Below are 12346 nucleotides of genomic sequence, written 5' to 3' on the forward strand. Positions count from 1 at the left end.
GTCGGCTCACTTGATACTGCGCCATCGCTCGGCAAAACGTCACACCTGGCGGAAAGTTTCTCCACCTTGACGAGAACCGTGCAGGTCAGAATCGGTTCCGTCGGGACATAACGGACGAACGATGGCCCAGATCGTGGCCGATACTCGTCGTTCCAGCGAGCCGATGCCGGCACGCCGAGGCGGTTCACCCGCCCGGGTCGGCGCCCGGGTCAGGGGTGGGTGTAGGCCGCGGGGGTCGCCGTGGGCGGGGTGGGTGCGGTCTCGGTGGGCGCGGGGCGGGTGGCCGCGGAGTCGGTCGGCTCGGCACCGGTCACGGGCGCCGGGCGGGCCGTGCCCCCGGGCGGGCGACCGCCGCCGGGCAACCCGCCGCCACCCCGGCGGGGTCCGGGCGCGGCACCACAGTCGTCGCCGTTGCCCTCGCCGTTGCCGCTGCCCTTCCCCTTGCCGCCGCTGCCACCGGCCCCACCGGTCCCACCGGCGCCGCCGTACCGGCCGTTCGCGTCCCGGCAGCCGCCGCGGCCCTCGCCCCGGCCGTCATCGCCGCCCTTGCCGTCGGCACCACCGGAGTCGCGGTCGCCGTGGTCGCGGTCGCCGTCGTGGTCCTTGCCGTTCCCGGGGCCGTCGTCCCCCCGGTCGCCGGTGCCGTCCCGGTCGCCGTCGGAGCCGCGGTCGGGGTCGTCGTCCCGCGAACCGGGTTCCGCCGCGGACCCGGTGGCCTCCCCGTCATCGGGCGCGTCGGCGCCCTTGCGGTGGAGGTCGAGGAACCGCTGGCAGAACCGGGCCACCCGGGCGGCGCCGTCGGCGGCCCGTTCCAGCCGTCGGACGCCCTCGGCGTCGAGCTCGCCCGCCCGGTGCTGTCGACAGTCGGCGACGGTCCGGGCCGTGACGTCATCGCCCTCCGGGCGCCGCGGAGCGGTGCGGTCCGGGGAACCGGGGCGGGGCGAGCCGGACACCCGGGGCGGCGACTCGGACGCGGCACCGGCCGACCCGCCACCGGACCGGTCACGGCCGGACGGTGCGGGGCTCCGGAACGCAGAGGACGACGGTTCGACGGCGGGCGTCCCGCCGGCGACCCCTGCGGGCCCCTGCCACTGGTCCTCGAACGGCGTCGACAGCACCCCCGTCCCGGTGGCGACCGCGACCCCGCCGACCATGCCCGCGGCGAGCACGGCCGCGACCGCGAACCGCACCGGACGCGCCCAGCGGGCGGGGCGCCGCCCGTGCGCCGGCCCCCCGGCGACGATCCGTACCGTCGTGGGCAGTCCGATGGTGATGTCCGGTCCTGGTGCGGCGCCTTCGGGCTCGGGGCGGGCGCCACCGGCGCCGCGGAAGGCGCGCGACGTGCGGTACGCGGCCAGCGCCGCCGCCTCACCGGGCAGTTCGGCGCCCGCGGGGCCGCTCCCCGTACGGGTCGGGCCGTCCGGGTCGGGGAACCCGACGCGCAGGGCCCACTCGCCGGAGGCGTCCGGCGGGCCCGAACCGGTCGGCCGCTCGCGGGGGGCGTCCTGCGGGACGGGCCCTCGGGCCTGTGCGGTCAGCGCGTCCAGCAGCCCGGCCAGGCGTTCCGCCCGGTCGCGGTAGTGATCGTCGACGTTCTTCGGGGGTTCTCCCCGCAGCAGGCGTTCCGCCACCTCTCGGTCAAGCCAGGGGTCCTGCTCGTCGGGCATCACATGTCCTTCTGCGTCCGCGTTCGCGAATGCGTCACACCCGCCGGCATGGCCGCGCGCGGGTGTGGGCGGCGGGGCCGGGGCACCGCGTCGAGGCGTCCTGGGGGCGCAGGGTCTTCCTCTTCGGGCTCGTCACCGAGCAGTTCGGCGAGACGTTTCAGCCCCCGGTGGGCGGCCGTTCGCACGGCGCCCGGCCGCTTGCCCAGGGCCTGCGCCGCGGTCTTCGCGTCGAGCCCGACGACGACCCGCAGCACGACCGCTTCGGCCTGGTCCTGCGGGAGCCGGGCGATCAGGGACAGCGTCCGACTGGTGGCCAGCGCCTCCATGGCCTCGACCGCGGTGTCCGACTCGGCGGGCTTCCCGGTCAGCTCGGTCTCGTCGGCGCCTATCGCGGGGCGACGGCCCCGCATGCGTATGTGGTCGAGCGCACGGTTGCGGGCTATGCGCGCCGCCCAACCCCGGAAGCGGTCGGCGTCGCCGCTGAACCGGTCGAGGTCGCGCGCGATCTGGAGCCACGCCTCCGAGGCCACGTCTTCGGCGTCCGGGTCACCGACCAGTGTCCGGACGTATCCCAGCAGCCGCGGATGCACCGAGCGGTACACCGTTCGGAAGGCCCCGTCATCCCCGTGCTGAGCCGCAAGCAGCGCGGCGGTCAACTCCGCGTCGTCCCCCAGCACTCAACGCACTCCCTCTTCGCGCCCGAACCGGCACCGCTCTCGCGGAGTCGGCTGTTCACCGTCCTGGTTTTTCCGTCCATGGTTGCGGTCCCTGAATGACCGCGGACGTCGATGGCCCGCACTCGGCGCGAAAAGCACGCTACGGCCTGAAATGCGTCCACGTCCATGTTTGTACAAGGCGCAACTAGTGGTCGGAAGAGTGGGGTGTGACACAAATCGAGCCTCCGGCGCAGTAGTAGTTACGGGCCGCCGCGCGGCCCGTGCCGTGCGGCGACCGGGGCCTCTCCTGTGGGGGGTGGCGGCCCCGGTCGTTGCCTTCACTGGGGCTCCTCCCCTTCGCTCGTGCCTGCTGCCGGGCCGCGCTCCGACCCTCGTTCCGCCGTTGTTCCGGCCTTCGTTCCGGCCTTCGTCCCGCCTTCTTCAGGCGTTCTTCCCTCTCCGGTCCCACCGTGCCCCGCCCCCGCGCGCCGGTGCGCCGCAGGGAGCGGACCGATGTTGCACCCGGCGCGCCGACCGCCCGGACGACCACCGCGGCCACCGTCGCGAACCGGCCACCGCCGACCCCACGACCGGCCCCGAACACCGGGCGCCGAACCGTTCAGTTCCGGCCACGGGACCGCCGGGAGACCACGGCACTCAGCACCCGCCGCCCCTCGGTCGTCACCGCGTGCGCCTGGCGCAGCCCGCCGGCCCCCCGCGCGGCGAGCAGTTCCAGGACCGCGACCTGGCGGCGCAGTTCGGCGGCGGCCAGCGGGGGCAGTGCACCGCCGCGGTCCGCACGGGGTGCGGTGAGCGGATCCTCCGGCCCGCCCTCGGGAGCGCCGCCGGCCGCAAGGTCCGCGCCCGGCCCGGGGTCGAGCAGCAGATGGATGCGGAGCGCGGCCACCGAGCAGTCGTCCGCCCACGTCCGCAGTCGGGTGTCGGTCGACGCCCCCTCCCGGAGCTCCTCGGGGAGCGCGGCGGGCGCGGTGCTCAACATGGCCAGGGCCCGCCGCACCGCCGCGTCCCCGACCTCATCCCCGCCCCCGTTCCCGCTCCCGTCCAGGGCCGTGGCTCGTTCCGTCAGCGCGGTCCGGACGCGGTCGAGGCGTTCACCCCAGGTGGCCGCGTCCGCCCCGGGTGCGCCGTCGCCGCCTTCCCCGAGGCTCGCCCACAGGGGGCGGAGCAGTTCGTCGTCGCCGCCGAGCAGCGGCACACAGCGGTCGAGACAGGCGAGGCCGCTCACGGCGAGCCCTCTCCCGTCCGCCCCGGCGATCAGTTCGACCAGGCTCATGGTGCCTCCCGTGCCACCGGCGTGGCGCCCTCTTCGCGGCGTCCGCACGTGTCTCTTCTGCGTGTGCCGCGCCGCCGGCGTCACAGTCGCACCACTCCGAGACGTTCCAGGAAGCGGAAGAAGAGTTCCTCCGCGGACGGTTCCGCGGGGGCGCTCAGCACCTCGACCAGGGGTCCGGCGGTCACCGTCATCCCGGCCTCCGCGGCCCAGGCGACCGCGCGGTCCGCGGCGTCCTCGGGCACCAGGAAGTAGTCCTCCAGGGCCCGCTCGTCGCCGCCGATGTGGTCGGCCATCGACGCCCGGTCGAGACAGGCCGTCCAGCCGCCGCCGCTCGGGGCCGCCGCCTCCACCACGACGCACGCGCTGTCCATGACGTATCCGAACAGGGCCGGCGCCCCGGTCTCCGAAGCGAGGGCGTTCATGCTGCCGATCGACGTGCCTTCCTCGACGTCCCGGCACTCCCAGACCTGCCAGCCGTCGGCGCGCCGCTCCAGCAGTCCCAGCTCGCCCCGGACGGCGGCGAGCGCGTCCGTGCCGTCGAGCGGCTGCGCGCCCCGACCCACGACGTAGTAGCCCCAGTAGCCCATCCGGCCTCCCCCGTCCCCGTTCGATTCCCGCCACTCACGGGCGCCGACCAGACCACCACACTGCTCGGGCCGTCCGCCACCCAAAGCGCGGTTTCGGTGGGTCGCGGACACCGGCGGACCCGTTCCACGGCCGCCCGGGCGCCCGACCCGCCCGCTTCGCCCCGCTATGCGATCGCGCCGCGCTCCCCCGAGGGAGCCGGCGCGTACGGCGATGATCGTCATCGCCGCCACCGATGTGTCGACCCGTGCGTACGGCATCCGCCCGAGGGGGAACCTGTACGCGCCATTCTTCGCCGGGCGGTCAACCGGACCGCAGGTGAGCGCTACCGCCGCAGGTACACCTTCTGCCACTCCACCGAGGTCATGGACAGGGCCGCCTCGGCCAGCGACCTGGCCGAGGCCGTCTTCAGCTTCTCCAGGCTGCTGTCGATCCACGGCTGGACGTTGGAGCAGCCCTGCTCCCGGTACTCGACCGCCTGGATCAGGCACTCCAACTTGTCCGCCTCCCGGGCCTCGACGGCCGAGCATCCCCGCCGGTCCGGCAGTCAGTCGAGCCGGTCCGCGAGGGCGACGAACTCGGTCCAGCCCAGGGGTGGTCGCCCCGCGTCCCAGAGTTTCTGTGCGGTCGCCCGCAGCGGCATCCGGATGCCCGCCGCGATCCGTTCGGGGGTCTGCGCGTTCGGGAAGTCGCCCCAGACGCCGAAGACCCCACCGAGGATCTGCCGGTCGTAGCGCCGGTCGACGGGCCGGTTGCCGCGCACCACCAGCGGGGTCCACTCCTCGTAGATCCGCTGACCGGTCGGGTAGGTGAACTGGTTGGGCTCGCCCAGCACGTAGTAGAGGTACTCGTCGTTGTAGTTGACCAGTTCGCGCCCGGTGCTCAGGTACCCGGTCGGCTCCCGGGCCCCGATCTCCTTGCCGGTCCAGTACGCGGCCTCGATGTCGTCGGCGGGCTGGACCCCGTCGCGGAAGAAGCCGTCGTTCCAGGCGCGCGGCTCGCGGCCCAGCTTCCGGACGGTCTCCGCCCGGTCGTCCAGCCAGCCCGTGGCCAGGTCCTCCACGGTGCCGTCCGCCCCGTACCGTTCGCGGGCCGCCGCGGCGAGCTGGGGGAAGCGGGCGGCCGGGTCGCTGGAGAAGAGGGCCGGGTACTCGTCGCCGCCGACGTGCCAGTACGGACCGGGGAACAGTTCCGCGTACTCGCGCAGCAACTCGTCCACGATCCGGGCGGCGGCCGGCCGGGAGATGTCGACGGCGCCGGGCGGCGCGGCACCGTTCGTCCCGCGCAGTTGGAGGTCGGGGTGCGCGGCGATCACCGCGCCGAGGTGTCCGGGCGAGTCGATCTCCGGCACCACGTCGATGTGCCGGCTGCGGGCGAGCGCGACGATCCGGCGGACCTCGTCCTTGCTCAGGTGGTCCCGGGACACCACTTCCGGATGGCTGTCGGAGGCGATGCGGAAGCCCTGGTCGTCGGAGAAGTGCAGACCCAGTTCGTTGAACTTGAGGTCGCCCAGTTCCCGTATCCGGTCCTCGATCCAGCGGGCGGCGTACGGTTTGCGCGCCGTGTCCAGCAGGAAGCCGCGCCGGGGCTTGGCGGGCTCGTCCCGCACCACGCCCTCGGGGGCGGTGCCCGCGTCTCGGACCGCCTGCTTGAGGGTGCGGGTGCCGTAGAACACGCCCCGTTCGGTGGGTCCCTCGATCCGCACCCGCTCGTCCCGCACGGTCATCGTGTACGACTCGGGGCCGCCCCCGCCGCCGAGGGACAGTTCCACGTCCCCGCGTCCGGCCGCGGCCTCCCCCGCGTACGCGACTCCCAACTCGTCCGCGGTGAGCCGGCCCTCGTCGGCGAGTGCGGGGTCCGTGACGACGAGCCGCGCGCCGGTGGCGGGCCGCCAGCCGGGGCCCCGGGCGAAGGTGTGCTCACGGACCGCGGGGATGGTGCGCGGGGCCCGGGACGGCGGATGGGTGGGGCTGGCGCTCGGCGTCCGCGCCTCGGTGGGCGTAGCGGTCGGGGCCGCCGGGGAGTCGGCGGACGGGGTGCCGTCGCCGTCGCCCCCGGGCCACAGGGCGAGCAGCACGCCGGCGGTGGCGGCCAGCACCGCGAGGACGACCACCAGCACCAGGGCGGTCCTGCGCCGGGGGCGCGAACGGGACCCGTCACCACCCGCCCCGCTCATCGCGCCCCCCGTACGCCGGCCGGCGTACGTACGGCGTCTGCCCTGGTCCGCCCACGCGCCGCCGTCCGCCCCCGCCTGGGTACGCGACCCCGCGCGGGGGTCCACACCCACCCGGTCGGGGGCCCCGGTCCGGAGGTACGCCCCCGCCCGGGTATGCGTCCCGGCCCGGGTGCGAGTTCCCGCGCACGTGAGTGCCCCCGGACGGGTACCCGGCCCGGCACGGCAGGTGCGTGCCCCGATCCGGGCGTGGGAACCGGCGCAGGGGCCCGCCCCGGCACGGACGGGCGTTCCCGCTCCGGCCGGCGACCCCACCCCGGTACGCACCCCGGCACGGGTACCCGACCCGGTGGGCGCCCCGGCACGGGTATCCGTTCCCGCCCGGGTTCCCGCCCGAGACGCAGGGGGCGGCCCAGCCGCAGTGGGCGACCGAGGCGTGGTGGGCGACCCGAGCCCGGTGCGCGGCCCGGCACGAGTACGGGCCCCGGCACAAGTGCGGGTTCCTGCAGGAGGGGGCGACCCCGCTCCGGCCGACGGAGTCGCCTACGCGAAGGGGTCCGCGTAGGAACCCCCGGTCGTGCCTCGTTCATGCGTACGACCCTCCCCCACCCCCGGGTGAACCGCACCCCGGCCACGTCCCTATCATCGGCTCGCGGTCATGCGCCCCGCGCGTCACCCCGGCGGGGCCGAACTCTTCCGTTCGAGTGAGATGCGCGCACCCGTCGGACGCCCCCGGGCCCCGGGTCGCTAGCGTGGCCGCGCAGACCTCAGCCGTGCCGCCCGCACCACCCGGCACACCCGCCGACACCCGGCACACCCGCCGACACCCGGCACACCCGCCGACACCGGGCGCCGCCGCCCCACCGGCCCCGCCGTCCTCCGCTAGGAGCCACGCTGCCCTCCCACGGGTCCCTCCGACCGCCAGGCCGCGCCGCCCCACCACCCGCCCAGCGCACCCCCGTTCCGGCCGCGCCCGCGACTCTCACCTGGTTGAACGCCTGCGCCCCGCACATCGCCTTCGCGGCGTTCCTCGGCTGCTGCGCCAGTCGCCGTTGGGCCACCCGGCTCGCCGCGCACCGCCCCTACCCCGATCTGGAGGCGCTGCTCGCCGCCGCGGACGAGGCGGCCTACGACCTCACCGACGCCGATCTCGCCGAAGCGCTCACCCGGGAGACCGCCACGACGCCCCACCAGCGCACGACGCGGCCCGGCCACTTCGCCGCGGAGACCGCGCTGAGCGCCGCGCACGCCGCCTACGAGAGCCGGTTCGGGCACGCCTTCCTGCTCTGTCTCGACGCCTGCCCGCCGGAGGAAGCCCTCGACCGGGTGCTCACCGCGATCCGGTCGCGGCTCGGCAACGACCGGGAGGACGAGCGGGCGCTCACCACCGAGGAGCTGCGCCGGATCGCCCGGGGTCGGCTCGCCCGACTGGTGCTGAACACCCGGCCGGGGCGCGACGGAGGGTGACGCGAACGGAACCCGAGGTCCCGGTTCCCCGCCTTCGCAGCGCGCACCCGCGTACGGAGGTGATCCCCGGCCGGATACACCTCGGCAGGGATTTGACCGAGAATGGCCGAAAACTAACGCTCTGACCCCCCTGACGGTGGTGCCGGAAAGCCTTCTCGATAGCCCGTACGTGCCAGTTTGATTGCCTGTTTGATCACACCGCCGGGCCCGGCGTGAACGTTCCGACAACTCGTCGCTACGATGGCCGGGGCCGGTGGACCGTACCCGGCCGGGCCCGACCGACACCCCAAGCCGGCAGGCCCTGATCCCCGCTCCCGGAGGGTTCTTCCGTGCCGGCTGGAACGCTGTACCGCGGCCGGGAAGGCATGTGGTCCTGGGTGGCTCATCGAGTCACCGGTGTCCTCATCTTCTTCTTCCTGTTCGTCCATGTGCTGGACACCGCCCTCGTGCGTGTCTCCCCCGAGGCGTACGACAAGGTCGTCGCCACCTACAAGACGCCCCTCGTCGCGCTGCTGGAATACGGCCTCGTCGCCGCAGTCCTCTTCCACGCGTTGAACGGCCTGCGGGTCATCGCCGTCGACTTCTGGTCGAAGGGTCCCCGCTACCAGAAGCAGATGCTGTGGACCGTGGTCGGCATCTGGGTCGTGCTGATGATCGGGGCCCTGTACCCGGTTCTCGGCCACGCCGTCCGTGAAGTCTTCGGGAGCTGACGCACATGTCGACCGACCTCTCCGCACAGTCCGGCCCGTCCGGCGTCGGCGCCGTCGAGGGCGCCCCGCTCTACAGCGCCGACAACCCCGCCCCCGTCATCGAGGCCCCCCGCAAGCGCACCGGCAAGACGCCGAAGTCGACGCGCGGGAACTTCGAGCTGTACGGGTGGCTGTTCATGCGCCTGTCCGGCATCGTCCTCGTCGTCCTCGTCCTCGGGCACCTGCTGATCCAGCTGGTCCTCGACGGCGGCGTCTCCAAGATCGGCTTCGCCTTCGTGGCCGGCCGCTGGGCCTCGCCGTGGTGGCAGACCTGGGACCTGGTGATGCTGTGGCTGGCGATGCTGCACGGCGCCAACGGCCTCCGCACGGTCATCAACGACTACGCCGAGCGCCCGAACACCCGACTGTGGCTCAAGGGCCTGCTCTACACCGCCACGGTGTTCACGATCCTGCTGGGCACGCTGGTGATCTTCACCTTCGACCCGAACATCCGCTAGGCACGGGGCTGAGGCAACCGCTATGAAGATCCACAAGTACGACACCGTCATCGTCGGCGCCGGCGGCGCCGGAATGCGCGCCGCCATCGAAGCGACGAAGCGCAGCCGCACCGCCGTGCTGACCAAGCTGTACCCCACCCGCTCCCACACGGGCGCCGCGCAGGGCGGCATGGCCGCCGCGCTCGCCAACGTGGAGGAGGACAACTGGGAGTGGCACACCTTCGACACGATCAAGGGCGGTGACTACCTGGTCGACCAGGACGCCGCCGAGATCCTGGCGAAGGAGGCCATCGACGCCGTCCTCGACCTGGAGAAGATGGGCCTGCCGTTCAACCGCACCCCGAACGGCACCATCGACCAGCGGCGGTTCGGCGGGCACTCCCGCAACCACGGCGAGGCCCCGGTCCGCCGCTCCTGCTACGCGGCCGACCGCACCGGCCACATGATCCTCCAGACGCTGTACCAGAACTGCGTCAAGGAGGGCGTCGAGTTCTTCAACGAGTTCTACGTCCTCGACCAGCTGATCACCGAGATCGACGGGGTCAAGCACTCCGCGGGCGTCGTCGCCTACGAGCTGGCCACCGGCGAGATCCACGTCTTCCAGGCGAAGGCCGTGATCTACGCCTCCGGCGGCACCGGCAAGTTCTTCAAGGTGACCTCCAACGCGCACACCCTGACCGGTGACGGCCAGGCCGCCGTGTACCGGCGCGGGCTGCCGCTGGAGGACATGGAGTTCTTCCAGTTCCACCCGACCGGCATCTGGCGCATGGGCATCCTGCTGACGGAGGGCGCCCGCGGTGAGGGCGGCATCCTCCGCAACAAGGACGGCGAGCGCTTCATGGAGAAGTACGCGCCGGTCATGAAGGACCTCGCGTCCCGTGACGTCGTCTCCCGCTCCATCTACACGGAGATCCGCGAGGGCCGCGGTTGCGGTCCCGAGGGCGACCACGTGTACCTGGACCTCACGCACCTCCCGCCGGAGCAGCTCGACGCCAAGCTCCCGGACATCACGGAGTTCGCGCGCACCTACCTCGGCATCGAGCCCTACACGGACCCGATCCCGATCCAGCCGACCGCGCACTACGCCATGGGCGGCATCCCGACGAACGTCGAGGGCGAGGTGCTGTCGGACAACACCACCGTCGTCCCGGGCCTCTACGCCGCCGGCGAGGTCGCCTGCGTCTCCGTGCACGGCGCCAACCGGCTGGGCACCAACTCGCTGCTCGACATCAACGTCTTCGGTCGCCGCGCGGGCATCGCCGCCGCCGAGTACTCCGCGAAGGCCGACTACGTCGACCTGCCGGAGGACCCGGCGAGCCTCGTCGTCGACCAGGTCGAGCACCTGCGCACCTCCACCGGCACCGAGCGGGTGGCGGAGCTGCGCAAGGAGCTCCAGGAGACGATGGACGCCAATGTGATGGTGTTCCGCACCGAGCAGACCATCAAGACGGCCGTCGACAAGATCGCCGAACTGCGCGCCCGGTACAAGAACGTGTCCGTGCAGGACAAGGGCAAGCGGTTCAACACCGATCTGTTGGAGGCCATCGAGCTGGGCAACCTGCTCGACCTGGCCGAGGTGATGGCCGTCTCCGCGCTGGCCCGCAAGGAGTCCCGCGGCGGTCACTACCGCGAGGACTACCCCAACCGCGACGACGTCAACTTCATGCGCCACACCATGGCGTACCGCGAGGTCGACGCCGCCGGCTCCGAGACCGTCCGTCTCGACTACAAGCCGGTCGTCCAGACCCGCTACCAGCCGATGGAGCGTACGTACTGATGGCAACTCCCGTACTCGACAAGGTGGAGGCCGAGGCCGCCGCCTCCCACCTCATCACGGTCACGTTCCGCATCCGGCGCTTCAACCCGGAGGTGTCGGCGGAAGCCACCTGGGAGGACTTCCAGTTCGAGATCGACCCCAAGGAGCGGGTCCTCGACGGCCTCCACAAGATCAAGTGGGACCTGGACGGAACCCTGACGTTCCGCCGCTCCTGTGCGCACGGCATCTGCGGCTCGGACGCGATGCGCATCAACGGCCGCAACCGGCTGGCGTGCAAGACGCTGATCAAGGACATCAACCCCGAGAAGCCGATCACGGTCGAGCCCATCAAGGGCCTGACGGTCCTGAAGGACCTGATCGTCGACATGGAGCCGTTCTTCCAGGCGTACCGCGACGTCATGCCGTTCCTGATCACCACGGGCAACGAGCCGACCCGCGAGCGCCTCCAGTCCGCGGCGGACCGGGAGCGCTTCGACGACACCACGAAGTGCATCCTCTGCGCGGCGTGCACCTCGTCCTGCCCGGTGTTCTGGAACGACGGCCAGTACTTCGGCCCGGCCGCCATCGTGAACGCCCACCGCTTCATCTTCGACTCGCGCGACGAGGCCGGCGAGCAGCGGTTGGAGATCCTCAACGACAAGGACGGCGTGTGGCGCTGCCGCACGACGTTCAACTGCACGGACGCCTGCCCGCGCGGCATCGAGGTCACCAAGGCGATCCAGGAGGTGAAGCGGGCGTTGATCACGCGCCGCTTCTGATCCACCTCGTCTGACGTGCTCCGTCCGACCTGCTTCGTCCGACGTGCTCCGTCCCGTCCGACGACACGCGTGAGGGCCGTCGTGCCTCCCCGGAAGGGGCGGTGCGGCGGCCCTCGTGCGTGCGCAGGGTCAGGCCGGGCCGGCGGACCGCTTGCGGTGGAACACGCTCAGCACCGTGCACTCCGTGTCCCAGCCGGGCAGCGGACGCCCGAGAACGGAGCCCTCGCCGCCGGAGTACTCGCCGTCGGCGGGCTGCATCGTGGGCACGTCGAGCACATGGAACTCGGCGCTCTCCCCGCCGAGCAGGACCGCGGCGTACGGGGCGGTGCCGAGCCGCAGGGCGAACGCCTCGTCCCCGTCGACCGGGGTGCTCGACACGACGGACACCGCGCCGGACACCGCATCCGGATCGGCCACCGCGTACCGGAACTCCCGCACGCCCCGGACCACGAGGAGCCCCGCGCTGGCCGTGGGGTACGCAACGGATTCCCGCAGGTCGAACAGGACGGCGCCGGTCGCGGTCCCCGGGTCCATCCGCGTGTCGAGGAGCCGCGCCCCGTCCAGGGCATCGTCATCGGCCAGCGGATCGGCACCGGCGGGTTCGCCGCCGGGCAGGGGCTGATCGGCACGGAGCAGCTCCGCGGGGGTCAGCCCGCCGGGGGCGGCGCTGCCTATCCGAGGGGTCACGGTTCTCCTAGCTGAAGTGGGGGACGTATCCGTACGGGTCGCTGTCACCGACCGGCGGGGCGAGCGGGCCCGCCA

Annotated in this window: 11 protein-coding genes and 1 pseudogene; 5 read left to right on the top strand and 7 right to left on the bottom strand. The window is 73.1% G+C overall.

The annotated features are described in order from the left end of the window. Positions 1-209: 209 nt before the first annotated feature. The 6 genes and pseudogenes from ACFWIA_RS00060 to ACFWIA_RS00085 form a co-directional block, all read right to left on the bottom strand. The gene (locus tag ACFWIA_RS00060; RefSeq protein WP_386998726.1) at positions 210-1667 is read right to left on the bottom strand and encodes a hypothetical protein; all 1458 of its coding nucleotides are present in this window, start codon (positions 1665-1667) and stop codon (positions 210-212) included. Then, positions 1667-2344 (bottom strand): RNA polymerase sigma factor, encoded by a 678-nt coding sequence (locus ACFWIA_RS00065; protein ID WP_385486390.1) that lies wholly within the window; start codon positions 2342-2344, stop codon positions 1667-1669. Before ACFWIA_RS00065 ends, ACFWIA_RS00060 begins: the two co-directional genes overlap by 1 nt. Positions 2345-2942: 598 nt before the next feature. Continuing rightward, positions 2943-3617, bottom strand: coding sequence for a hypothetical protein (locus ACFWIA_RS00070; RefSeq protein ID WP_386998728.1), 675 nt, complete (start codon positions 3615-3617; stop codon positions 2943-2945). 80 nt (positions 3618-3697) lie between these two features. Further along, a complete protein-coding gene (locus tag ACFWIA_RS00075; protein ID WP_386998730.1) occupies positions 3698-4204 on the bottom strand; it encodes a hypothetical protein in 507 nt (168 codons plus the stop codon). 323 nt (positions 4205-4527) lie between these two features. Further along, positions 4528-4722: pseudogene (locus tag ACFWIA_RS00080) on the bottom strand (HAD family hydrolase); the annotation flags it as partial. Between the two features lie 27 nt (positions 4723-4749). Then, positions 4750-6378, bottom strand: coding sequence for a glycoside hydrolase family 20 protein (locus tag ACFWIA_RS00085; protein WP_386998732.1), 1629 nt, complete (start codon positions 6376-6378; stop codon positions 4750-4752). A 987-nt stretch (positions 6379-7365) separates the two neighbouring features. Here ACFWIA_RS00085 and ACFWIA_RS00090 point away from each other — a divergent pair. The 5 genes from ACFWIA_RS00090 (at position 7366) to ACFWIA_RS00110 (ending at position 11584) form a co-directional block, all read left to right on the top strand. Next, the gene (locus ACFWIA_RS00090) at positions 7366-7842 is read left to right on the top strand and encodes a 2-oxo-4-hydroxy-4-carboxy-5-ureidoimidazoline decarboxylase (RefSeq protein ID WP_386998734.1); all 477 of its coding nucleotides are present in this window, start codon (positions 7366-7368) and stop codon (positions 7840-7842) included. A gap of 329 nt (positions 7843-8171) precedes the next feature. Beyond that, positions 8172-8552: a succinate dehydrogenase, cytochrome b556 subunit gene (sdhC, locus tag ACFWIA_RS00095; RefSeq protein WP_351249482.1), complete on the top strand. Its 381-nt coding sequence runs from the start codon at positions 8172-8174 to the stop codon at positions 8550-8552. A gap of 5 nt (positions 8553-8557) precedes the next feature. Further along, a complete protein-coding gene (locus ACFWIA_RS00100; RefSeq protein WP_386998737.1) occupies positions 8558-9049 on the top strand; it encodes a succinate dehydrogenase hydrophobic membrane anchor subunit in 492 nt (163 codons plus the stop codon). A gap of 22 nt (positions 9050-9071) precedes the next feature. Beyond that, entirely contained in the window at positions 9072-10826 is a 1755-nt protein-coding gene (gene sdhA / locus ACFWIA_RS00105; RefSeq protein ID WP_386998738.1) for a succinate dehydrogenase flavoprotein subunit, read from the top strand. After that, positions 10826-11584, top strand: a complete 759-nt coding sequence (locus tag ACFWIA_RS00110; RefSeq protein WP_386998740.1) for a succinate dehydrogenase iron-sulfur subunit — start codon at positions 10826-10828, stop codon at positions 11582-11584. Before sdhA ends, ACFWIA_RS00110 begins: the two co-directional genes overlap by 1 nt. A 129-nt stretch (positions 11585-11713) precedes the next feature. On the opposite strand, the gene ACFWIA_RS00115 is transcribed toward ACFWIA_RS00110, so the two are convergent. Beyond that, complete coding sequence (locus ACFWIA_RS00115; protein ID WP_386998742.1) at positions 11714-12271, bottom strand: hypothetical protein; 558 nt, start codon at positions 12269-12271, stop codon at positions 11714-11716. Positions 12272-12346 lie beyond the last annotated feature (75 nt).

Source organism: Streptomyces sp. NPDC127068 (assembly GCF_042724695.1).
Lineage (GTDB): Bacteria > Actinomycetota > Actinomycetes > Streptomycetales > Streptomycetaceae > Streptomyces.